The organism is Butyrivibrio sp. AD3002 (assembly GCF_000420905.1).
GTDB lineage: Bacteria > Bacillota > Clostridia > Lachnospirales > Lachnospiraceae > Butyrivibrio.
Genome location: NZ_ATVV01000016.1, coordinates 32,656 through 56,276, shown reverse-complemented (window position 1 = coordinate 56,276; position 23,621 = coordinate 32,656). Strand labels below are relative to the sequence as shown.

The 23,621-nt window shown below is 42.9% G+C and carries 16 protein-coding genes and 1 pseudogene; 14 read left to right on the top strand and 3 right to left on the bottom strand.

Annotated elements, in window-relative coordinates; genetic code table 11:
* Positions 1 to 55: 55 nt before the first annotated feature.
* Positions 56 to 2,089: a methyl-accepting chemotaxis protein gene (locus tag G596_RS22035; protein WP_022762128.1), complete on the bottom strand. Its 2,034-nt coding sequence runs from the start codon at positions 2,087 to 2,089 to the stop codon at positions 56 to 58.
* 217 nt (positions 2,090 to 2,306) lie between these two features.
* Between G596_RS22035 and G596_RS0112205 the strand changes: the two genes are divergently transcribed.
* Both G596_RS0112205 and G596_RS22030 read left to right on the top strand, forming a co-directional pair.
* Positions 2,307 to 4,766, top strand: a complete 2,460-nt coding sequence (locus G596_RS0112205) for a glycoside hydrolase family 2 TIM barrel-domain containing protein (protein ID WP_022762127.1) — start codon at positions 2,307 to 2,309, stop codon at positions 4,764 to 4,766.
* A gap of 242 nt (positions 4,767 to 5,008) precedes the next feature.
* The gene (locus G596_RS22030) at positions 5,009 to 6,418 is read left to right on the top strand and encodes an MFS transporter (RefSeq protein WP_044928561.1); all 1,410 of its coding nucleotides are present in this window, start codon (positions 5,009 to 5,011) and stop codon (positions 6,416 to 6,418) included.
* A 69-nt stretch (positions 6,419 to 6,487) separates the two neighbouring features.
* On the opposite strand, the gene G596_RS0112195 is transcribed toward G596_RS22030, so the two are convergent.
* The gene (locus G596_RS0112195; protein ID WP_242829188.1) at positions 6,488 to 7,570 is read right to left on the bottom strand and encodes a helix-turn-helix domain-containing protein; all 1,083 of its coding nucleotides are present in this window, start codon (positions 7,568 to 7,570) and stop codon (positions 6,488 to 6,490) included.
* 82 nt (positions 7,571 to 7,652) lie between these two features.
* On the opposite strand from G596_RS0112195, the pseudogene G596_RS22025 reads away from it, so the two are divergent.
* Positions 7,653 to 7,874, top strand: a pseudogene (locus tag G596_RS22025) (methylglyoxal synthase); the annotation flags it as partial.
* 51 nt (positions 7,875 to 7,925) lie between these two features.
* On the opposite strand, the gene G596_RS0112185 reads toward G596_RS22025, so the two are convergent.
* A complete protein-coding gene (locus tag G596_RS0112185) occupies positions 7,926 to 8,912 on the bottom strand; it encodes an AraC family transcriptional regulator (protein ID WP_022762123.1) in 987 nt (328 codons plus the stop codon).
* Between the two features lie 225 nt (positions 8,913 to 9,137).
* On the opposite strand from G596_RS0112185, the gene G596_RS0112180 reads away from it, so the two are divergent.
* The 11 genes from G596_RS0112180 (at position 9,138) to G596_RS0112120 (ending at position 23,544) form a co-directional block, all read left to right on the top strand.
* Positions 9,138 to 10,388, top strand: coding sequence for an L-rhamnose isomerase (locus G596_RS0112180; protein WP_022762122.1), 1,251 nt, complete (start codon positions 9,138 to 9,140; stop codon positions 10,386 to 10,388).
* Between the two features lie 16 nt (positions 10,389 to 10,404).
* Positions 10,405 to 11,253: a rhamnulose-1-phosphate aldolase gene (rhaD, locus tag G596_RS0112175; RefSeq protein ID WP_022762121.1), complete on the top strand. Its 849-nt coding sequence runs from the start codon at positions 10,405 to 10,407 to the stop codon at positions 11,251 to 11,253.
* A gap of 75 nt (positions 11,254 to 11,328) precedes the next feature.
* On the top strand, positions 11,329 to 12,780 hold the full coding sequence (gene rhaB, locus G596_RS0112170) for a rhamnulokinase (RefSeq protein WP_022762120.1): 1,452 nt from the start codon (positions 11,329 to 11,331) through the stop codon (positions 12,778 to 12,780).
* A gap of 462 nt (positions 12,781 to 13,242) precedes the next feature.
* Positions 13,243 to 14,079, top strand: coding sequence for a polysaccharide deacetylase family protein (locus G596_RS0112155; protein WP_022762118.1), 837 nt, complete (start codon positions 13,243 to 13,245; stop codon positions 14,077 to 14,079).
* Positions 14,080 to 14,719: 640 nt separating this feature from the next.
* The gene (locus tag G596_RS0112150; RefSeq protein ID WP_022762117.1) at positions 14,720 to 15,439 is read left to right on the top strand and encodes a gamma-glutamyl-gamma-aminobutyrate hydrolase family protein; all 720 of its coding nucleotides are present in this window, start codon (positions 14,720 to 14,722) and stop codon (positions 15,437 to 15,439) included.
* Between the two features lie 249 nt (positions 15,440 to 15,688).
* The gene (locus tag G596_RS0112145) at positions 15,689 to 16,525 is read left to right on the top strand and encodes a sugar phosphate isomerase/epimerase family protein (RefSeq protein ID WP_022762116.1); all 837 of its coding nucleotides are present in this window, start codon (positions 15,689 to 15,691) and stop codon (positions 16,523 to 16,525) included.
* Between the two features lie 73 nt (positions 16,526 to 16,598).
* Complete coding sequence (locus G596_RS0112140; protein WP_022762115.1) at positions 16,599 to 17,888, top strand: Gfo/Idh/MocA family protein; 1,290 nt, start codon at positions 16,599 to 16,601, stop codon at positions 17,886 to 17,888.
* Positions 17,889 to 17,975: 87 nt separating this feature from the next.
* On the top strand, positions 17,976 to 18,848 hold the full coding sequence (locus G596_RS0112135) for a sugar phosphate isomerase/epimerase family protein (protein WP_022762114.1): 873 nt from the start codon (positions 17,976 to 17,978) through the stop codon (positions 18,846 to 18,848).
* 30 nt (positions 18,849 to 18,878) lie between these two features.
* Positions 18,879 to 19,322, top strand: coding sequence for a C-glycoside deglycosidase beta subunit domain-containing protein (locus G596_RS0112130; RefSeq protein ID WP_022762113.1), 444 nt, complete (start codon positions 18,879 to 18,881; stop codon positions 19,320 to 19,322).
* A gap of 121 nt (positions 19,323 to 19,443) precedes the next feature.
* The gene (locus tag G596_RS0112125; protein WP_022762112.1) at positions 19,444 to 21,852 is read left to right on the top strand and encodes a GH39 family glycosyl hydrolase; all 2,409 of its coding nucleotides are present in this window, start codon (positions 19,444 to 19,446) and stop codon (positions 21,850 to 21,852) included.
* Between the two features lie 267 nt (positions 21,853 to 22,119).
* Positions 22,120 to 23,544: an MFS transporter gene (locus G596_RS0112120; protein WP_022762111.1), complete on the top strand. Its 1,425-nt coding sequence runs from the start codon at positions 22,120 to 22,122 to the stop codon at positions 23,542 to 23,544.
* The last annotated feature ends 77 nt before the right edge of the window (positions 23,545 to 23,621 follow it).

The window sequence follows — 23,621 nt, the reverse complement described above, 5'->3', positions numbered from 1 at the left end:
TTAAAAGTATTCTGGTAACGAGGCACTTTTATGTTAAATAGGATATAAATCATTCTTATACTTTAAATACATTTATAAGGTTTTCTATTTCTTCTGAAGAATCACTTACAGCGGTAGCACTGTGATCAACACCTTTAGAATTCTCTGCAACCATCTCAGCGCTGGATGTGAGGTGTGTTGCGGTAGCACTTACTTCCTGAGTACTTGCTGACTGTTCCTCTGAAATGGCTGCCATAGAGGTTGCAATTTCATCTACACTGCCGACTTTGGATATCATTTCTCCAACAATATCGCTGGTTTCGTCAAGACTCTTGAAGATTTCTTCAAAGGTAGCGCCTGCAGTATCAACAGCATCCATGTTAGAGCGAATCTCATCCATGTTGGATTGAGATTTGCGTGAAAGCTCCTCAATCTGAATAGTGATATCCTTTATGATGGAAGATATCTGTTGGGTTGAATCAGCAGAGTTCTGCGCAAGCTGTCCAATTTCCTGTGCAACAACGGCAAAACCTTTTCCTGCTTCGCCTGCTCTAGCAGCTTCAATGGATGCATTAAGTGACAGGAGATTAGTCTGGCTGGAGATGGAATTGATCATATCTACGATTGAGTTAATCTTCTGGGCGGACTCTCCAACTACCGAAACAACCTCGTTCATATCTGACATTGATTGTGATATTCCGGTCATACCATTCTGGACAATTTCCATGTCTCGCTGTCCGTCTTTTGCCTTAGTAACAAGAGAATCCATGACATCTCTTGTCCGCTGGCTCTTGTCTGTGAGGTCTGATACCTCCTGAGCAAGGGTTGTTGCCTGATTGGCAAGCTCTGTTACAGCGTCTGCCATATCATCCATAGCACCCTGTATCTGTTGCATGGCCTTTGACTGTTCATCGGCCTGGTAATTCAGGTCGCTTGATGCACTCTTGGAATTATTCGCTTCTCCCGAGAGCTTCTCGGTTACATCTTTCATCTTTATCAGGGTATCACGCATCTGAGCAACATAATCAGCCATATTGTTGTTCATAAGGCCTATTTCATTTTCGCCTCCGCGTGTGCCTTTAGCTATCTCTACAGTGAAGTCACCCTGGGATATACGTGTGATATTATCTGTAAGTCTGCTGACAGGTTTTGCAATCATTGCGTTAAGTATGAAGAGCATAACAACGGAGCCGGTAAGTATTATTATTACCCCAATTACAGCAATGATGATAATAAATTTGTTTAATTCAGCCAGTACATCGCTCTCTTTTACGAAGGATGCCAGATACCAGTTTGTACCGCTTACCGCATCAATAGAAACGTAGTAATCAGCACCATCAGTTCCGTGAAGAACGAATACATCACTTCTTCCGCCGGAGGTTGTTATCTTGGAAATCTCCTGAATAAAGTTATCATTAGGATATTCTGAAACATCCTTACCTATCTGATCTGTTGTGGGTGATGCAACCATTATGGTTCCATCAAACATCATTGTTGAACCTGTTCCAAGTGGCTTATAGGCACTGGCAGTTTCGGAAATTCCGGATAATACGATATCTGTGGAGAGGACACCGGATCTTCCGTCAGTCAGTGTCACACCGCGAGACCCACAGACAACCATTTGCCCTGTTGTCAGATCTACCGAAGGATCTCCGAGTACTATGCTGGACTTTCCCTGTCCGTTCTGGTACCAGGCTCTGGTTGTCGGATCATAGCCTTCGTCAGGAACCCAACCGCCGCCATCATAGAAGTAATCTTTACCAAAGGCAAGGTATACATCGCTGACTACTCCGGGATAGGCTTTCATTCCGGGTTCCAAGGATTTTAAGATTGCAGCATCATCTGCGTAGTCTGAAACCTGAAGTGTATCGGCATACGCATTGTAATAGGAAACAATACCCTCCATCATTCCGGAGATGTCGGACGCATTTTTTTTTGCTTCCTGCTGTAGTCCGTTCTTCGCGCTATCAATAATGATATTTCTTGCATTAAAAGCCAGAAAAATAGTAACAAATGCAATTGCAGATATTACCATAGGCAGCAGGATTGCAAGTAGTTGCCCGGTAATATGCTTGCTCATTACTTTAGTGCCGTTTTCGTTATTCGCCATAGTATAATCCTCCATTGTAGATTGTAGTAACATGATTATATTTTAAGCGATATAGCGTAATGGAGGATAAATCGTGTATTAATTATTTGTTATTTTTATATTAATAAATGTCGGATTCTCCGCAAATTAAGAAGTGTTCCATCTAAACCTCAAATTATAGAATTGCTTATGAACAGACTAATTTGTGCATAACGCAGTATTTAAGAGGTGGAACATAATGAAAAAAACAAAATGGAACGATAACTGGCTTTTCTGGAACAGCAAGGATGCCTTTGCTCTAGTGTGGAGCATTCCTGAAAATGCGAGAAAAATTACACTTCCCCATGATGCGATGATAGAGACAGAGACCCATGCTGATTCGCTTAATGGTGGCAATACAGGATTCTATGATGGTGGTTCCTATACTTATGTGAAGTTTTTTGAATCAAAAAAGGGTGACAGAAGCAGGAATATAATGCTCTTATTTGAGGGTGCTTACATGAATACCTTTGTCTATGTTAACGGTCAGCTTGCTGCTAACAGACCTTATGGATATTCAGAGTTCACAGTTCCGATTTCTCAGTTTTTAAAGGAAGAGGGCGAGAATGAAATTCGCGTTCAGGTGAGAAACAATGCATGTCAGAACAGCCGCTGGTACACAGGCTCCGGAATCTACAGAGACGTATACCTTCTTGAAGCGGATAATACTTATATAAAGGAAAACAGCTTCCTGATAACTACTGAAGAATGTAATGAAGAAGAGGCAACAGTACTTCTTAAGGCATCTGTAAGGAATGCGGATATTGCTCCCAAAGACCTTGTTATCAGCTTTGGAATTTTGGACAGGAATGGAGAGCTTATTGCTTCCGATCAAAAGGTAATCAGCGCTAAGGCTAATTCTGAGATGACTGTTTTTTCAAGATTATATGTGGACAAGCCATCACTTTGGTCTGATGAAAATCCTGCACTTTATAAGGCTGAAGTTACGGTGTTCGAAGCAGTGGAAGAGAATGACGGGCAGACAGGCTGCGGAGAACCTCTGGATGATGAAGCGGAGATCTTCGGTATCAGAAAGCTGAGACTTGATGCAAAGCATGGCCTTAGAGTGAACGGAAAAAGTGTTAAGCTTCGTGGAGCCTGCATTCACCACGACAGTGGAATCTTAGGGGCAAAGACTTTTTATGAAGCTGAATACAGAAGAGTTGCTATATTAAAAAAAGCCGGCTTTAATGCCATAAGAATGTCTCATCACCCTGCGGCACCTGCACTTGTAAAGGCCTGTGATGAACTCGGAATGTATATCATGGATGAAGCCTTTGATATGTGGACCAGGGCAAAATCAGACTATGACTATAATCTGTATTTCATGGACTGGTGGGAGCGTGATGTGGAAGCGATGGTCATGAAGGACTACAACCATCCTTCCGTTATTCTGTATTCAATCGGTAATGAAATTCCTGAGATCGGAACAGATGAAGGCGCAAGGCTTGCTGCAGAAATCAGCGGACTTTGCCACAAGCTGGATCCTAACAGATATACCCTTGCTTCAATAAACGGAGTGTTTGCGGCAGGAGATGCTGTGCCTAAGATTACTGCAGATGTTGCTGCATCTGTAGAAGATGGTGATGATTCCATAAACGTAAATGATTTCATGACTATCATGGATAAGTACATGGATAAAATTGTCGTACATCCTGAGATCACAAAGCGTCTGGACAAGGCCTGTGCAGCAACTGACATAGCAGGTTATAACTACATGACAGCACGTTACAGCCTTGATGCCAAAAAGGCTCCTAACCGTGTTATTGTCGGTAGTGAAACCTATCCTCCTGAGATTGCTGTAAACTGGAGAGAGGTTACAAAATACCCTCAGGTTATCGGAGATTTCACCTGGACAGGCTGGGACTACCTGGGAGAAGCAGGCGTAGGAATTCCTGCATATAAATTCGGTGAGGGCGGCTTTGGCGCACAGTTCCCTGCTAAGCTTGCTTATACAGGAGATATTGATATCACAGGCTTTAGAAGACCTTTATCATATTACAGGGAGATTGTTTTCGGACTAAGAAAAGCTCCTTATATAGCAGTTCAGGATCCCGCACACTATGGCGAGAAACTGATAAAGACACCCTGGGTAATGAGTGATACTGTTTCAGGATGGACCTTTAGCGGATATGAAAATAAGCCGGTTGTGGTTGAGGTTTATTCTTCAGGGGATGAGGTGGAATTATTACTTGATGAAAAATCCATAGGAAAGAAAAAGGTTGTGGAAGAGGATAACTGCAGAACTCTTTTTGAAACAACTTATCAGCCGGGAACATTAAAAGCTGTGGCATACAAAGATGGCGAGAACATAGGCGAATATGAGCTAACTACTGCAGTGGGAGATATGAAGCTTTTTGCTGAGGTAGATGGAAATATATTGGAAGATAGTGAGATAGTATACGTGAATCTTTCTCTTCAGGACTCTGATGGAGATGTTTTCATAAACTCTGATCAGAGTATTACGCTTGAGCTTGAAGGTGACGCTGAGCTTTTAGGCTTTGGATCAGGTAATCCCAAAGAGCAGGAGCCTTATAGTAGCAATACTTCAAATACCTGGAATGGACGTGCCCTGGCTATTGTCCGTAAGATACCGGGAAAAAAAGTCGTTCTCAAGGCAGGTATAGATTCAGGTATTAAAACTGAAATAGTACTGTGATAGAAAATTAAATAATTCGAGATATCATGTAATATAATGGAGTTTCCCCGATAACTGTCCGGAATCTAAAATATTAGGCCGGATTATTATTGGGGATTTTTATTTATATTTATGCATCTTAAAAAATGTCGGATATCGATAAACATATTACATGGAGCAGGAAGTATTACCTTGCTATTATAATCTCACAAAGCAAAAAACATTGTTTACCACATTTAAAAAACATGAAAAGGAGAAGGACAATGGGGAACAATAGTAATTCTACAAATAAAGCAGAAGTCGGTGGTGCCTTTAGATGGTTCCATGCTACTTCCGTAAACGGCGGCGCGATGATGGTAGCTGCAGTACTGGCAAGTTATCTGTCTGTTTATATGACGGATACATTAGGGATTCCGGCAGCTATATGCTCAGTAATAATGTTTATAGCAACTCTCTGGGATGCGATAAACGATCCGATGATGGGTGTGATCGCTGACAGTACACATTCAAAGATGGGACGTTACAGGCCTTACTTCCTGTTTGCACCGGTTCTGCTTACATTCTTTGCAACTATGGTCTGGGTAGACTGGGGCTTTACAAATACTACGGCTAAGGCTGCATACATTCTTATTATGTACATCGGCTACGGAATGACAGTTACTATGTACACAATGCCTCAGATGGCAATTCTTCCTGCAGCTGTTAAGAATGACGGCGAGAGAAATAAGATAATCACAATGGGAGCAGGATGTTGTGCCGCAGCATTTACAGTAGGTAACACCTTTACTCCAAACATCACAGGCTTCTTTAACAGCCTTGGATTTTCAAATGGCTATGTGCCCTACATGATCATTTGCGGTATTCTTTCATTTATTTCCTTCTGGGGACTTTTTAAGGCTTCAAAGGGACAGGAGAGATATCTTGCAAAGCCTGAAAAGAATCCTCTTAAGGGAATTGGAATGGTATTAAAGCACAAGGAAGTATATCCTAACATCATTGCCTGGGTAATGGCTTCAATGGGATATGGACTTATGTTTTCATCATCAGTTTACTACATGATGTATTACTACCAGAGACCTGACCTTATAGGTGCATACATGGGTGTTATTTCAATCGGCGCACTTATTTCAATGGTTGTTGCAATGCCAATCGTTCTTAAGATATTCAAGAGTGGACAGAGAGCACTTTGCTTCTCTCAGGTGACAACAATAGCTTTATATGTAGTTCTTTTCTTCTTCGGAAAGACAAACTTTACTTTCCTTTGCGTGCTCACTTTCATCGCATCTGTAACAGGAGCTATGCAGAACGCACTGGTTAATATTCTTGTAAATGATACTATTGATTTCATCATGTACAAGGAAGGAAAAACAGCAAACGGACTTGTTTCATCAATCAAGGGATTTGCACAGAAGTGCGGTAATACAGCTACAAGCTCAGGCATACTTGCAATCCTTGCAGTATCAGGATATGTGGCAGGTGCCATTGGACAACAGCCCGAATCAGCTATGTTTGCTCTTAACTTCATCAAGTTCGGAGCACCCAGCATTACAGGAAGCATTGTTATTCTCTGTGTAGTATTTGGACCAATCAAGCACTACAAGAAAGAGATAGAAGAGATGAAGTCCAAAATGCATGCTGAGGACAGTGAGAATAGTCTGAAGAAGGCTGTTTGATAAGAAAAAAGGGAACTGAGTCCGCATACGGTCTCGGTTCCTTTTTCAGTGTGTGAAGTTTGATTTACATTACTCATGTGAGAATGGAATGAAGGGGCTGTCCTTTTTATTGGACTTTCTGAAATCGGCCGGTGAGCAGCCATAGGTTTTTCTGAATACCCTGGAAAAATGATCGGCGCTGTTATACCCTATTTCTTCAGCTATTTCATTTACCTTCTGGTCGGTATTTATAAGCAGATTTACTGCATCACGCATACGAAGATTCTTAATAAGATCCGTGAAGTTTTTTCCGGTATTCTGCTTTATGAGTGTGCAAAGATGCGGCTCCGAATAGTGAAAAAACTCGGCAAGAGAGGACAACGAAAGTGTCTGATAGTTGTGCTGAATATATTGCAGTACAAGTGAAAAATCAGAATCAATATCATAGTTGTAAAAGGATATTGTCTTGCTGTAGTTTCGGAGAAGATTAGCAAAAAATAAATTGATTATGTTAATACAGCAGTTGTTACTATACCCGTCAGGAGCCTCTGATTCGATCAGAAGCTTTCGAAGGAAAATTCTGCATTCCATATTGTTTTCAGTAAAGAGCATAAGGTAATTGGGCCTATCCTCATTTCTAAGGATGTGCCTGAAAAATCCTGACAAAAGATCCTGATGAAGCATAAGTGAAGTGAAGGTACTTTCGAAGGTACTTTTCCTGATGCAAACGGTATAAACTATGCTGGTTTCATCATCTATGATGTAGTCATGATTGGAGCCCGGAGCAACTATACATACTTCACCTTCGTGCATCTTATGGGCAGTTCCCTCAAAATACAGAGTGCCCGCACCCTTTATCACAAAATCCAGCTCAAAATAATTATGCCTGTGAGCATAATTTCTGGTAAATCGCGGATGACGAATAGTGTAGACATCATAAAACTGAGGAATGATTTTTTCCTCACCTACATAGGAATTTATTGCATGCTCTACATCATAATGAAGAGGTATATTATCCACAAGCTTATCAAATTCATCATCACTTACTGACAGGGCATCTGCAGGAAGCCTGAAAAAAGATGGCGATGTACTAAGAAGCCCCTTTTCATTCATGCGCTGCATCATTTCGGTAAACTGAAGCTTCATACCTGTGCGCTTGTAATATGAATTCATTTCATTTTGGAATTTTCCATAAGTCGTATATTTTTTCATGGCTATATCATAACATACTAAATTCTTTTGAAAAAATAATGCAGATATTCTTTCAAAGCACTTTTTATGCGGAACAGGTACAACGGCTCGTATGATAACTGATGCAACAAATCTTCCTGTACGCGGTTATAATTTAGGCCCCCTTGGCGGTGACCAGCAGATCGGCACTAAGATAGTAGAGGGGAAAATTGATTTTGTTATTTTCTTTTCAGACCCGCTTACAGCAGCACCTCATGATCCTGATGTAAAGGCACTTATGAGAATTGAAAATGCAATATGATATTAGCTACAGGCAGATGTATTTTGGGATATTTAATCACTGTATAAAACTGTGATTAGCCAGTCGGTAGTCTCTGGGACTGCAGCCATATATTCTGCGGAACAGACGATGGAAAAAGCTGGTGTTGTCATAGCCTACAGAGATAGCGATATCGGCAATAGGTGCATTTGAACGAACAAGAAGAGAGCAGGCCCTTTCAAGGCGCTTCTCCTGAAGGAAATCCTTGAAGGTGTGGCCTGTTTCTTTTTTTATTATGCGACTAATTGTGTATACATCTGCTTTTTCTGTTGCTGCAAAATCTTTAAGAGATGCGGTTTTGTAGGATGTATCAATATAGGAGAGGAGCTTAAGCGTTATCTCCTGTTCATAGGAATTCGAAGCAATATGAATAAGCTCAGAATGATTTGTGAGATTAAGGAAAAGAAGTCCCACAGTGGCCTGGTTTATGGTTCTGCTGTTTTTGTCGGAGTTCAGCATATTCCATATCAGGTTTTCCATTAAATTCTGAATGGGAAGAACATCCGAAACATTAAAATACATGTAGTTGCTGGTCAAATCCTTTCTGGTGAGGCAGCTTATTATGAAGTCTCTAAGGGCGCTTGGCTGAGCTCCCATCATAGGAAGCACCACATCAAAAAATTCCGGAAGTATCATGAAATTAACTGCAATATCATTCTCACCTGCCGGATATATTTCCTGAGTGGCATGCTGATTCAGGAAAAGAAGATCGCCTTCTTTCAGAATAATTTCCTTACCATCCACGATATGTCTTGTAGTACCATTGCACATATAAATGAACTCAACATAGTTGTGAGTATGCTTCGGAAAGTGAATAAAGCGCACATGCGGACGCATATCTATAAGGCGTCCGTTTTTTAATACCCTCGCAGAATCAATCTCATCTGATTTTTTGGACGCTTGAGGACTATAGTACAAGTCACGGTTTATATATTCTTTTCCATCCAGTATGGACTGCTCCTCATCTGTGATAATACTGAGCTTTTGCAGTAATTCTCTGTTCATTTAGGACCTCCGTGAAGGATTATGTCTTTAAATTAACATGTGTGTTTATTATTTGCAATAAAGGACCTATTTTTCTTCAATGTAGGACCTTAAATATTTCGTCTGGGAGTTTTAATATAATTTCAAGATGTTTAAGACGAGAGTTTTTCACGATTGATTTATCTTGGCCAATATTTTTTCGGATTATAAACGGATAGCAAAAAAAGAAAGGGAAGGTTACAAAAAATGATAGTTAAGGAAAGATATGAAGCAGCAAAAGAGCGTTATGCAAAGCTTGGCGTTGATACAGATAAGGCTATCAGCGAACTTGAAAAAATCAGTCTCTCAATGCATTGCTGGCAGGGTGATGATGTAGTCGGTTTTGATCAGAAGGGACCTCTTAGTGGAGGAATTCAGACCACAGGAAATTATCCGTATAAGGCTACAACACCTGAGCAGCTCATGCAGGATATTGATGAGGTATTTTCACTCGTTCCCGGCAAACACAAACTCAACCTCCACGCATGCTATGCAGTATTCGAAGGTGATGAGTGGGTTGACAGAGATAAGCTTGAGCCTAAGCATTTCAAGGCTTGGGTGGATTTTGCTAAGAAGCACGGCATCGGTCTTGATTTTAATCCCACAATGTTTTCACATCCCATGGCAGAGAATGCAACACTTTCATCAGAGGATGAGACAGTTAGAAAATTCTGGGTTGATCACTGTATCGCATGCCTTAAGATTTCTGAGTATTTTGCAACAGAGACAGGCGTACCCTGCATGATGAATATCTGGATTCCGGATGGTTTCAAGGATGTGATTCCGGATCGAATCTCACCGAGAAAGCGCCTGAAGGATTCACTTGATCAGATTCTTGCTACTCCTTATGACAAGAGCAAGGTTTACGTTGCGGTTGAATCCAAGGTATTCGGAATCGGAATGGAATCCGTTACTGTAGGTTCACAGGAATTCTACTTAAGTTATGCTGCTAAGAACGGAATCATGTGCCTCATCGATTCAGGCCATTTCCATCCCACAGAGAATGTTGCGGACAAGCTTTCATCAATGCTCCTTTTCAATGAAAAGATGGCACTTCACGTAACAAGGCCAGTTCGCTGGGATTCCGATCACGTTGTTATATACAATGACGACGCGAAGGAAATCGCGCAGGAAATCGTTAAGAACGGCCCCGACCGTTTCTTTATCGGGATGGATTATTTCGATGCCAGCATCAACCGCGTATCTGCATGGACAAATGGTATGAGAAACTTCCTGAAGGCACTTTTGAACGCAGAGCTTCAGCCTAATGAAAAGCTGTGTGCACTTCAGAATGAGCGTAACTTCACAGAGCTCATGTCACTTCAGGAGCGCATCAAAATGATGCCTGTCGGAGATGTCTGGGATTACTACTGCGAGAAGATGGGCGTTCCCACAGAAGACGAGTGGTTCGACGCCTGCAAGAAATACGAGGACGAAGTGCTCACGAAAAGAGCATAAAGAAAGGAAATATATCATGAAAGTACTTAATTCAGAATTTGCAAAAGGTTTCTGCCGCATGTGTGTAGACGGTTTCTACCAGGGCTGGCACGAGAGAAACGGCGGTAACCTTAGCTACAGAATAAAAGATGAAGAAATCGCATCAGTAAAGGAAGACCTTAAGGAAGACGGAGAGTGGAAAGAAATCGGAACCACCGTACCTGATCTTGCAGGTGAATACTTCATGGTCACAGGCTCAGGCAAATATTTCAGAAACGTGGAGATCGATCCCGCAGCAAATATCTGCATCATCAAAGTGGACGACAAGGGCGAGAAATACCAGATCCAGTGGGGACTTGTGAACGGTGGAAGACCTACTTCCGAACTTCCTTCACACCTCATGAATCTCGAAGTGTGCAAGAAGAGAAACGCAGATATCAGAGTTGTTTACCACTGCCATCCTGCAAATACCATTGCACTTACTTATGTACTCCCTCTTGACGGTGAAGTTTTCACAAGAGAGATATGGGAGATGGCTACAGAGTGCCCCGTTGTATTCCCTGACGGAATCGGCGTTGTACCGTGGATGGTACCCGGTGGCCGCGACATAGCAGTTGCAACCTCCGACATCATGAAAAAGCAGGACGTAGCTATCTGGGCACACCACGGCATGTTCGCCTGCGGAACTGATTTCGACATCACCTTCGGACTTATGCACACAGTAGAGAAGGCAGCAGAGGTCCTCGTCAAGGTTATGTCCATGACAAACACAAAGCGTCAGACTATCGAACCCGATGATTTCAGGGCTCTCAATGAACCCTTCGGAATCAAGGTAAACGAAGACTGCCTCTACGAGAAAAAGAGCAACATAATCGGGGAGCGCTAACATATAAGAGCCTTCTCCAGTGGAGAAGGTGGTGCGAAGCGCCGGATGAGGGCATTAAACAAAGGGTATAGCAACATGAATATAAAATATTACTTAGCCGTCGATATAGGCGCCTCCTCGGGACGCCATATCCTTTCATGGATCGAAGACGGCAAAATTAAATATGAAGAAATACACAGATTCTACAACGGTATGGATGACGAAGGCGGTCACAAGGTTTGGGACACAGGGAGGCTCTTTGAAGAGATCCTTACCGGCATGAAGAAGTGTCATGAGATGGGCAAAGCACCCGCCTCCATGGGAATCGATACCTGGGGCGTTGATTACGTTCTCCTTGATAAAAACGACAACATCATTGGAAGCACTTATGCCTACAGAGATAGCCGAACCGATGGGATGGACGACGAGCTCTATAAGATTATTTCCGAAAAAGATCTTTATGCGCGCACCGGAATTCAGAAAGCTATTTTCAACACAATTTACCAGCTTATGGCTTGCAAAACCAAGGAGCCCGAGAATCTTGAAAAGGCAGAATCGCTTTTGATGATTCCCGACTATCTGCACTTCCTGCTGACAGGGGTTAAAAGGCAGGAGTACACCAATGCAACCACCACGCAGCTTGTAAATCCGGAAACCAACGAGTGGGACATCGAACTTATTGAAAAACTCGGTTTTCCTAAAAAATTATTCGGAAAGCTCTCCATGCCCGGAACTGAAGTGGGTGACCTCTCAAAAGAGATTCAGGAAAAAGTGGGCTTTAACTGCAAGGTCATCCTACCTGCGACGCATGACACAGGCGCCGCAGTCATGAGTGTTCCGAATACCTCGGAGGATGTTCTATACATCTCCTCCGGAACGTGGTCGCTCTTTGGGTGTGAGCTGGAAAAAGCGAACACTTCGGAAACAGCGCGCAGCGCTAATTTTACCAACGAGGGAGGATACGATCACAGATACAGATTCCTAAAAAATATCATGGGCCTTTGGATGATACAGTCCGTGAAGAAGGAGTTTGAGGCAGGCTACAACTATACTTCCGGGGATGGTTGCAGTGATAACGCGGAGGCAGCAGATTATTCCTTTGCAAATCTCTGTGCAAGAGCTGAAAAGGAGACAATCGATTCCATAGTTGATGCCAACTCCGAACTTTTCCTTGCGCCTAAGTCCATGATAAGGGCGATTCAGGATGAGTGTTACAGAACTGGTCAACCGGTGCCTGTCACGCCTTGGGAGATTTCGCGCGTGATTTACAGATCTCTCGCAGCGTGCTACAAACAGGCAGCAGAAGAAATCGAAGAGATTACGGGGAAGCATTTTGACTCCATAAATATAGTAGGCGGCGGATCAAACGCAGAGTATCTGAATAAGCTGACAGCGGGGGCAACCGGCAAGACGATTTATGCAGGCCCTTCGGAAGCAACAGCCATCGGTAACATCGGAGCGCAGATGCTCTCAGACCGCACTTTTGCTGATCTTAATGCCTTCAGACAATGCGTCTTTTCATCCTTTGGGGTTAAAGAATTTAAGTAATTGTCTTGACGACTTTTTGTAGGACACGGGGTGATAAATTATAAGGGTAGCGATGCTTGAAAAAAGTGTTAATAGTAGGGGGATATCATGAAACACAATCGCATTCTATACTTCGCTCCGATACTTATGACTGCAACTATGATGACGTATTTCAGCGTTATGCTGATGCTTGTTCTGATGCTCGCAGAGTAAGGCGTTTAAAAGCAATAATTGGCATTATCATAACAATAATGCCCAAGAACACAGTAGCCGTATATGTTACATTAATATGTAGCATATATGGCTTTTTTATATCATAGGAAATTGCTTTCCTATGATATAAAAACACTCCGTGAGGATGCGCACTCGCGCGAAAGGAATATGTTGCATAAATGCAACCGCGCTCGGCGCGAGAATGCCGCAAGCGGCATTCTTTCTTATTTGGAATATGCTGCTATTATATAGAAAAAAGGAGAAGGAACTATGGCAAATATGATAATGCGCTTTCCCGGAGGCCTTCCGAAGGCGCTTACTTTAAGCTATGACGATGGTGTAGAGCAGGATGAAAAGTTTATTGAAATAGTAGAAAAGAACGGATTGAAGGGAACCTTTAACCTTAACAGCGGTTGTTTTCCTCCGGAGGATGTGAAGTACGAGCCCGGCACAATTCACAGACGCATGCCTCTTAACCGTGCGAAGCAGGTTTATGCTAAGAGTAAATGGGAGATTGCAGCGCATGCCTACACTCACGCATCGCTTGTGGGACTTCCCGGGAATATTGCGACAGAGGAGATTGCAAAGGACAGAAAGGAACTTGAGGAGATTTTCGGAACCTTCGTAAGAGGCTTTGCTTATCCTTATGGTGCTTATGATGATACAAGTGTGGAGATTCTTAAGAATTGCGGCATTTGCTATGCGAGAACGGTGGAGGCAACACATGATTTCCATCTTCCCAAGGATTGGATGAGACTGCCTGCAACCTGCCACCACGCTGATCCGGAGCTTATGAATCTTGCAAAGAGGTTTGTCGAGACCAAGGACTGGTGGGATCCGATGTTCTTCTATCTCTGGGGACACACCTATGAGTTCGAACAGTTCGACAACTGGAACGTGATTGAGGAGTTCGCTGAGTATATTGGCGGCCGCGACGATATCTGGTATTGTACCAACATCGAAGCATATGATTACTGCCATGCGTTCAGTCAGCTTATTTTCAACACTGATATGACTATGTGCAAGAATCCGACTTCCAAGGCACTGTGGTTCTCCTATGGCGAGAAAAATGTATATGTTCCTGCAGGAAATACTGTGACATTTTAAGATTAAAGCTTAATGAGGATTGGGGATCGTAGCTGTGTAATACATGAATTATCTTAAGGACTTGGTATTTATGATTTGCAAATTATAGATGCCTGGTCCTTTTTGTGTGGCATTGTTATGTGGAAATCTGCGGAAAAGCTTATTGGTCGGATTTCACAGATGTATTTTTGGTAGGAAATCTGTGTTAATGAATACTTTGATTATTTCACAGATAAAAAAATATTAGGAATCTGTGGAATGGATAATTTGTCTATTTTCACAGATGAATTATTCTTAGATATCTGTGAAAGGATGTCTTTCTTTGAAAACACAGATGTGCATGATAACAAGAATCTGCGGAATATGTAAAGAGGCCAAAAGCACAGATAGTGGTAGTTAAAGTCATCTGTGGAATATGTAAATGAGCACAAAACGCAGAATCCGGGAATAAAATCATCTGTGGAATAAGTGAAAAAGTCAAGAACACAGATGCCCGATAAAAAACTCTCTGTGAAGTCGTGTGAAGAAAATGCAAACAATGCAAAAAATATGATATTATTATGAAAAGAGGCAAAGACGCTTTCAGAACGAACGTGGTCTTTGCCTTTTGTTATATATAATAGGAAGTAAGACAGGACGGATTGATAAAGGGGATAATGAGATGATAGAAAAGAGAAAACCAATAATTGGCATATCACCGCTTTTTGATGATGAAAAAGATAGCTTATGGATGCTTCCGGGGTACATGGATGGAATAACGCAGGCAGGTGGAATACCGATAATGCTGCCGTTAACTTCAGATAAAGAGACGATTCGTCAGCTTCTTGATACCGTGGATGGAATTCTTCTGACGGGCGGACAGGATGTGTCCCCGGAGATTTATGGAGAAGAGAAGCTTGATAATTCTGTTGTCTGCTACGAGGCAAGAGATGGCATGGAAAAAGAGCTGTTGGGTCAGGCTCTGGAAAAGGACATTCCTATTCTCGGAATTTGCAGAGGTATTCAGTTTCTGAATGCATATCTGGGAGGGTCGCTCTATCAGGATTTGGGGAAACAGCATCCTTCAGAGACAGAGCATCACCAGAAACCACCTTATGATGTGCCTGTTCACGAAGTAAATATTATAGAAGGATCCGGGCTGCATAAGCTGATTCAGTCAGATAGAATCAGCGTAAACAGCTATCATCATCAGGCGGTAAAGAAAGTTGCAGATGCTTTAAATGTAATGGCAGTATCCGAGGACGGTCTGACAGAAGCTGTGGAACTACCGGGAAAACGCTTTGTGTGGGCATTGCAGTGGCACCCTGAATTTTCATATAAAAAGGATGACAACAGCAGACGGATATTCAAGGAGTTCGTGAGCCGCTGCTCTGATTGCTGAGTCTTATCTCTGTTATTAAATGAAACATATGTTGCTCATTTGTTGCATGCATTTTTTGCATGCACTTTTTTATTGCAATATTTGTGCCTTTTTTAGAAATCTGAACAAAGAGGAGCTCTTTTCAAAACGATAATATATAGACCATAAGATAACAAAAACGCAAGGAACAAAGCCTTGCATGTAACACATAAGATACCGCATCGAGGCGGTACCGGGAGAGTATTTTATAAGAAAAGAGAGGATATAAAAATGAGCAAACTTCCTGTTGCAATCCAGGTATACGGTCTTCGTGATCTTCTGGAGAACACACCTGAGAACTTCAAGAACGTAATGACAAAGATCAAGGAGTTCGGTTATGACGGCGTTGAGCTGGCTGGCCTTTACGGACTTGAGCCCGCTTTCGTAAGAGAGACTCTTAAAGAGGTTGGCCTTACCCCTGTAAGTGCACACGTTGCATTCGCAGACATGATGGATGATCTTGATAAGGTCATCGCAGACTACAAGGAGATCGGAGTTCAGTACCTTGTAATGCCTTACATGGCTGAGGAGTACAGACCGGTTAATCCCGAAGGATTTGAAAAGTTCCTTCCCCTTCTTAATGAAGTAGGAAAGAAAATCCATGATGCAGGAATGACATTCCTTTATCACAATCACGACTTCGAGTTTGTAAAGCTTCCTGATGGAAGATACGGATACGATGCAATGTTCGAGGCAATTGACCACGACAACCTCATGTGCGAGCTTGACACCTGCTGGTGCGATGTTGCAACAGGTCAGGCACCTGAGTTCATCGAGAAGTATTCAAACAGAATCCCGATCGTACACCTTAAGGACTACATCAAGAAGGGTGAAGTTAAGAACATGTACAAGCTCATCGGAATCGAGGAAGAGGAGTCAGAGGGAGATACAGGATACTTCGGATTCCGCCCCGTTGGATTCGGCCAGATGATCTGGGAGCCCGTTCTCGAGGCATCAGTTAAGGCTAATGCAAAATGGGTAATCGTTGAGCAGGATGAGCACTACGATGCAGACGTACTTGAGTGTGCAAGAAGAAGCCGCGAGTACCTCAGGATCTTCGGATGGTAAATCGAATTATATAAAACAATAAACAGTACATTCACGGAAAAAACAATTTCCATTTAAATAAGGGAGGAAAACAATGAACACACCTAAGGAATTAAGAATTGCAATCATCGGTTGCGGAATGATTTCACACCGTCACATGACAGTTATCGAGAACCTCAACAAGAGAGGACAGAATCTTCGCGTAGTAGCTGCTGCTGAAATTGACAAGGACAAGCTTATGGCTTGGGGCAAAAAGTATGGCCTTTCAGAGGATTGCCTCTACCAGGATTTCAGAGAAATGCTTAAGAGAGACGACATCGATGAAGTAGAAGTTTGTGTACACAACAACCTTCACACATCTGTTGCAACAGCTGTTATGGCAGCAGGCTTTGACTGCTATTCAGAGAAGCCCATGTCAGCAAGCTATGCTGATGCAAAGATTCTCTACGATGCACAGAAGAAGTATGGTAAGAAGCTCGCTATCCAGATCAGCTCAATCTACAACCCTCAGACAAGAATTGCAAAGGAAATGATCGCTGACGGAAAGCTTGGTAAGATTTACCATTGCAGATCAGTTGGACACAGACGTCAGGGACGTCCCGGCTATGATATGCCTTTCTTCAGCCGTGATTTTGTAGATCCTAACGTAGGCGTACACGGACCTCTTTTCGACCTTGGTATATATCACATCGCACAGATGCTCTATGTAATGGGCATGCCTGAGCTCGAAAGCGTATACGGCACAACAACCTGTGATTACTGGAGAGATAAGGCAATCGACGATGCAGTAGACTGCCACACACCTGTTGAAGATCTTTCAGTTGCAATCGCTCGCTTCAAGAACGGCCTTTCAATGGATATCTATGAAGACTGGGCTATCCATATGGATGAGATCGGAACAAGCTTCATCGCTGGTTCACTCGGCGGACTTAAGTTTACAGACGTTGACCAGACAGGTGGCCCCATGGCTGTTCCGGAAGGCGGACAGATTGTAGGCGGCGGTGCTCTTCAGAAGCCCAGACTTCAGTACTTCGGTGTTGATGAAAAGGGTCGCCTCTTTGATACAAAGCTTGAGTGTGCAATCGACGACGTTACAGGTATGCAGGAGCTCGCTCTTCACCCTGAGATGGCTATGTACAACGACAACCAGCTTCAGTGGTATTCATACCTCCGCGGAGATCTTACAGATGAGACAAGAATTGACTCACCCTATATCGCAATGCAGACAGCATTCCTGTCAGAGGGTGTTATGCTTTCAAATGAACTTGGCCGCAGCGTAACAGCTGAAGAGATCAAGAAGATGTCCAAGTCCATCGCTCTTCGTGAGCAGAAGACAGACTTCGGCGTAATCACATACGACTTCGACGAGTACAAGCCCGAATAAAAAACACCTTAAGCCTTCTCCCCAAGGGAGAAGGTGGCACGAAGTGCCGGATGAGGGGATATAACATTAAAGAAAGGAATATTCAAAATGTATCAGTATAACAAAAAAGGCCCCAAGCGCGGCGTAGCTCTTTACAGCTATTCAGCAGAGTTTGGCCTTACCAAAACACTTGAAGACTGCTTCGAAGATCTCTATGACATGGGAGCTCATGGTATTGAGATTCTTGCAAATACACATATCGAAAACTATCCTTATCCCACAGATGAGTGGGTTGAGAAATGGCATCATCTCTGCGAGAAGTATGAGATCGTTCCTGTTGAATATGGTAACTGGATCGACAGCCACGTTCTCGGTGACAGAGATCTTACAACAGAAGAGTCTGTTGAGATGCTTAAGAGAGACATCCGTCTCGCACACCGCCTTGGTTTTACAGTTATGAGAACCAAGATGCCCGTTATCAACGACCTTCTTGAGCCTGTTGATAACTGGAGAGAGATCATCAAGGGAGCACTTCCGCTTGCTGAGGAACTCGGAATCCAGATGTGCCCTGAGATTCACACACCTTCCAATCTGAAGGGCAAGCTTGTGACAGATTTCGTTGATTTCATAAAGGAGACAGGAACCAAGAACTTCGGACTTAACATTGACTTCTCTGTTTTCCGTACAGAGTTCAAGCCCGGTGAGTGGGTAGATCCCAACTTCACACCCAACAAGCCTGAGGATATCATCCCGCTTCTTCCTTACATTTACTGCTGCCACGCTAAGTTCATCAACATGAGTGATGACTTTGAGGAGACAACAATTCCTTACCGCGAGGTTATCAAGGTAATGGCAGAAAACGGCTACGAAGGATATCTCCTTAGTGAGTATGAAGGTGCTGACAAGTATGACGATGGCTACGAAGTAGGCCAGACACTCAGAAAACACCACATCTTACTTAAGGATGTGCTTGGTGACTAATACCGATTTGCAGAGAAGGAGAGAAATACAATGGAGAAACAGGTAATCCAGTCAGTTGGATTCAGAAATATAAAAGACGCAGAGGGCAATGTTACAGGCTTCCAGTTCAAGGTAAGACTGCCCTATTACAGAGGAATTTTCCTTTCACAGCTTCGTCCCGGCACACTTTTCGTTGACGGTGAGAAGATCGAGAAGGAAAACATCACCTGGAACATCAAGGGTGAGGATTTCACAAACGAAGAGATGGCTTCAGACTTCCATACACATTGGATGACAACAGTTCCCGCTGTTCTGAAGGTTAAGAAGGAAGGCGGCCTTGCACAGGGTTATCACGACCTCAAGTATGGTTTCTGCTGGACATCATCTTATATGCCGCCCATCATCCAGGACGGACTTGATCCCGACAAGGAGCCCATGGTTTACATGCCCGAGTTCGGTCATCACGTAAATGAGAGACGTCTTCTTATTGTTTAATCTGTAATATTTTGAGCGCTTCGATAGAGCTTACAGTAAGCTTTATCGGGGCGTTTTTTGCGTAAAAATCTTCAAAATGTTACAATTAATATTCACCAATAAATAAAAAAAGGATGTTTCTATGAATTTTGATACATGCTCTTATGAAATAGTAAGACCGGAAAAGAATGAAAAACACATTATTATGAGCCTGACGCTTCTTTTTGCAATTGAGGGAAGCGTTACCGTCAACGTGCTTGAGGATAGCTTCGTCCTTAACGAGGGTGATGTTGTCATGATTAATCCCGGCGTTGAGTACAGTTTTGGAGATGTGGGCGAGTCTATTGTGGGACGTGCTCTTTTTTCCATGAAGATGATCGGAAGTGTAATGAAGGGCAAAAATGTGCTCTTTTACTGCAACTCGGTGGCTGATAAGAGTAAGTCCTACGAGGATTTAAGAAACATTTTTTACCATATGACGGAGGAGTATCTCTACGGATCGCGCCAGTCGGACTGCCGTATTGACAGCAACCTGTACCTGATTCTTGATACTCTTATAGAGAACTATCAGACACAGAACCTCAATGAGGCGCAGGGTAATCCTGACAACGATGTGCGTATGCAGCAGATGATGCAGTATATCATCGGCAATCTGGATCAGGAAGTTAACCTCACCGAGCTTGCGGAGAGCATGTATGTATCCGCATCAACGCTTTCCAGAATTTTCAAGAAAAATACCGGCGTATACTTTGCTGATTATGTAACAAGATTAAGGCTTCAGCAGTCACTTCTTTTGCTGTCATCAACCGATCAGAACATGACGCAGATAGCGTTGTCCTGCGGTTTTACCAACTCTTCATCCTTCAACCGCGCCTTCAGAAAAGAGATGAATATGTCTCCTTCACAGTACCGTGAGCTTCACAGCGAGGATGCGAAGAAAGAGGAGGATGAGAAGAAGAAAATTGACGTTGAGATCAGGGAAAAGCTTGAGAACAACGTTGCTATTCACGGAAGCGTCGGAGTGTCTGACAGCATTTCGGTGGATTTATCCGAAAATGACGGTGAGGATTATGAAAAAATCTGGAACCGCATGCTTAATATAGGAAGTGTCAATGATCTTACACGTGCAAACATGCAGTATCACACTGAATATCTGCATGACAAGCTCCATTTTGATATGGCTCGTATCTGGACACTTTTTTCAACAAAACTGATGATAACGGATGGCAGCGGAAGGAAAGCCTGCAACTTTAACATGGTGGATATTGCGCTTGACTTCCTTGTAAGACATCACATCAAAGTATTTCTCAGCCTTGGCAGAAAGCCTGATATGGCGGCTATGTCCACGGGTGAGATATATAAAATGGACGACTATATTCCTTTTGTGTCCAGGAAGGCCTGGGAGACAGCCGTTTCGGAATTCTTCAATCATATAGTCGACAGATACGGACTTAAGGAAGTATCTGATTGGATTTTCGAGCTATCTACCATACCGATTCTTCAGGAGGACAATATCAGATTATGGCAGGGGGATTCCTATTCCGTACAAGAGGCATACGATTTTCTGTATAAGACTGTTAAAAGGAAGATACCGGATGCAATGGTCGGCGGTTTCGGTGGAACGGTTGAGAATGACTGGGAGCAGCTTCGATCACTGTATTTGAGTCTCGTTGCAAAGGATGAGACGCCGGATTTTGTGTCCTTCCTGCTGTTCCCCTATGTGAATTCAGTTGATGACGAAGGGAACTATGACAGACGTGTATGCAAGGATCCTGAGAATGAACTGCGGCAGGTACGCCAGATAAGAGAGTTGATGGAACAGTCCGGATTATCGGACAGCAAGCTTTTCATAACCGAGTGGAATATTTCTATTTCTAACAGAAACTATGTAAATGACAGCTGCTTCAGAGCTTCATATATAGCGGGCAGAGCTGAGAAGCTTCTCGGACATGTTGATGCGCTTTCAATAATGAGCTCTACGGACTGGATCAGTAATTATATGGATACCACCGGACTTTTAAACGGAAGTATCGGACTTATATCCACTGACAGAATTCTGAAACCTGCTTATTATTCCTTTGATTTTCTGAATGCGCTGGGACACAAGCTTTTGGCACACGGTGATCATTACATTATTACGAAAACAGATAGCGGCAGTATAAGGATGCTGCTTTTCAATGATTCCTGGTTTTCTGCGGGATATTTCCTCGGACCGGAGGAGGTGCCACTTGAAAGGATGGGTTCCGGATCATATACGGTAGGACAGGCGCTGGAGCTTTCAGTAACCATCAGGCATTTGCAGGGTACCGGTAACTGGTATATAAAAAGGCGCATTCTTAACAGAAATCATGGAAGCATACTTGATGAGTGGCAGAAGTTCCAGTATGAGACAAGACTTACAAGGAGCGATGTGAAATACCTTGAGTCAATAAGCGTCCCGAAGCTCACTTTGGAGAAGGCGGAGCTTGAGGATTCGGATCATTCGATTTTGGTTAATGCAAGCCTTGAGCCGCACGAAGTGTGCATGATTCATATCTTTTCAATGGATTAAAAGGGTGATGCAACGATGTTTATCATTTGTTGCATCACTCTTATTTTTTGGCCCAAAATATGAAACGTTTGCAGTAAATCGTGGAATGTATAGCAAGAGAGAATTGCATATAAAAGATAAAGTATATACATAACAAACGTGCACGTGTTTAACCCGTCCTTAAGGGTTAGGCAAAGAAAAAACTTTTAACGCAATACTATATTTTTAGGAAGGTATAAAGGTATGGGATCGAAATTTACATCCCATGACTTGGGAGGAAACGACAAAATGGTAAATCATGCTACGACAGAGGCATCTGATGAGAGGGTGTTAACACCGGTAAACAATGCTTCGAATAATGAAAAAAAAGAAAAGACTAACTGGGTCACCGGTGGTTTCTACGCAATGGGTGAGGTTGGCTGCCAGCTTTCATGGTATATGATCAATACCTACCTCACAATTTTCTACACAGATATCGTTGGATTATCAGCATCAGCTATATCACTGATCTTCGTAATAGCTCGTGTGTGGGATGCTATCAACGATCCTATGATGGGTGCTATATGTGATAAGACAAAGACACGCTTCGGTAAGTTCCGTCCTTACATCATGTTCTCACCTATTTTCCTGGCAATCTTTAACATACTGACATTTACAGTATTCCCGCTTCAGGGCGCTATGAAAGTTCTTGTATGCCTGATCTGCTACATCGGCGCAGGTATGGCTTACACAGCACTTTGCATCCCTTACCAGGGACTTGTAAACTTTATCGCAAGAGATTCACAGGTTCGTATGGACTATGCTTCTTGCAGAGGTATCGGTTCAGGTGCTATCAGCATGATTCTTTCAGCTGTTGCAATGCCTCTTATCCTTTACTTCGGCCACAGCGCAACGCCTACAGTTCAGGGTTATTTCAAGACAACAGTTCTTTTCTCACTGCTTCTTATCCCTGTTTGCCTCCTTTGCGCATGGAAGTGTAAGGAAGTTGCAGTTCCGAAGGAAGAGAACGTAAAGCCTACACCTATCAAGGAAGCTCTTCCTTATGTTATTAAGAACAAGAACATCATGATCACAGTTTTCTCTACATTCTCAGGTGCTATGGGATGTATGGCTCGTATGTCAATGCTTACATTCTATGTAATCTATGTAATTGGAAACCCGATGATGATTTCACCTATCTTCACAACAATGACAGTTTGCCAGCTTCTTGGTAACCTGACACTTCCTTGGGGAACAAAGACATTCTCTAAGAAGGGCTACATGCTTCTTACAACATTCATCCAGGTTGCAGCACTTGTATTGCTCTTCCTTGTACCTGTAAACAACATGGCATTCATTCTTGCAGTTTCAGCAGTTATCGGTCTTACAATGGCTAACGCAAACATTGCACCCGGTATGATGTGCGACTCTATCGAGTATGGCGACTGGAAGTATGGCGTACGTGAGGTTGGTCTTACATTCTCACTTGTAAGCTTCTCAGTTAAGCTTGCTACAGCAGTTACAGGTGTTGTAACAGTATCACTTCTTTCAGCTATCGGTTATGTTCCCAATGCAGAGCAGACTGAAGCAGTTAAGGTTGGTATCAACGCACTTGTTAACCTCTTCCCTGCAGCAGTAATCGCACTTTCAGGTATCTCTGTTCTCTTCTATGATCTTACACCTAAGAAGATGAAGCAGATCTACGCTGAGCTTGATGCAAGAAAGAACAAGTAATTTTTCAAAAAACTAATGGTAACGATTTTGGTATGTAATCGCGCCGGTATGTGAAAAGACATGCCGGCGCTTTTTAC

Excerpts from the sequence above, each read along its gene's own strand:
- G596_RS22035 (WP_022762128.1), bottom strand. The coding sequence starts at position 2,089 with ATGGCGAATAACGAAAACGGCACTAAAGTAATGAGCAAGCATATTACC.
- G596_RS0112205 (WP_022762127.1), top strand. The coding sequence starts at position 2,307 with ATGAAAAAAACAAAATGGAACGATAACTGGCTTTTCTGGAACAGCAAG.
- G596_RS22030 (WP_044928561.1), top strand. The coding sequence starts at position 5,009 with ATGGGGAACAATAGTAATTCTACAAATAAAGCAGAAGTCGGTGGTGCC.
- G596_RS0112195 (WP_242829188.1), bottom strand. The coding sequence starts at position 7,570 with ATGAATTCATATTACAAGCGCACAGGTATGAAGCTTCAGTTTACCGAA.
- G596_RS0112185 (WP_022762123.1), bottom strand. The coding sequence starts at position 8,912 with ATGAACAGAGAATTACTGCAAAAGCTCAGTATTATCACAGATGAGGAG.
- G596_RS0112180 (WP_022762122.1), top strand. The coding sequence starts at position 9,138 with ATGATAGTTAAGGAAAGATATGAAGCAGCAAAAGAGCGTTATGCAAAG.
- rhaD (WP_022762121.1), top strand. The coding sequence starts at position 10,405 with ATGAAAGTACTTAATTCAGAATTTGCAAAAGGTTTCTGCCGCATGTGT.
- rhaB (WP_022762120.1), top strand. The coding sequence starts at position 11,329 with ATGAATATAAAATATTACTTAGCCGTCGATATAGGCGCCTCCTCGGGA.
- G596_RS0112155 (WP_022762118.1), top strand. The coding sequence starts at position 13,243 with ATGGCAAATATGATAATGCGCTTTCCCGGAGGCCTTCCGAAGGCGCTT.
- G596_RS0112150 (WP_022762117.1), top strand. The coding sequence starts at position 14,720 with ATGATAGAAAAGAGAAAACCAATAATTGGCATATCACCGCTTTTTGAT.
- G596_RS0112145 (WP_022762116.1), top strand. The coding sequence starts at position 15,689 with ATGAGCAAACTTCCTGTTGCAATCCAGGTATACGGTCTTCGTGATCTT.
- G596_RS0112140 (WP_022762115.1), top strand. The coding sequence starts at position 16,599 with ATGAACACACCTAAGGAATTAAGAATTGCAATCATCGGTTGCGGAATG.
- G596_RS0112135 (WP_022762114.1), top strand. The coding sequence starts at position 17,976 with ATGTATCAGTATAACAAAAAAGGCCCCAAGCGCGGCGTAGCTCTTTAC.
- G596_RS0112130 (WP_022762113.1), top strand. The coding sequence starts at position 18,879 with ATGGAGAAACAGGTAATCCAGTCAGTTGGATTCAGAAATATAAAAGAC.
- G596_RS0112125 (WP_022762112.1), top strand. The coding sequence starts at position 19,444 with ATGAATTTTGATACATGCTCTTATGAAATAGTAAGACCGGAAAAGAAT.
- G596_RS0112120 (WP_022762111.1), top strand. The coding sequence starts at position 22,120 with ATGGTAAATCATGCTACGACAGAGGCATCTGATGAGAGGGTGTTAACA.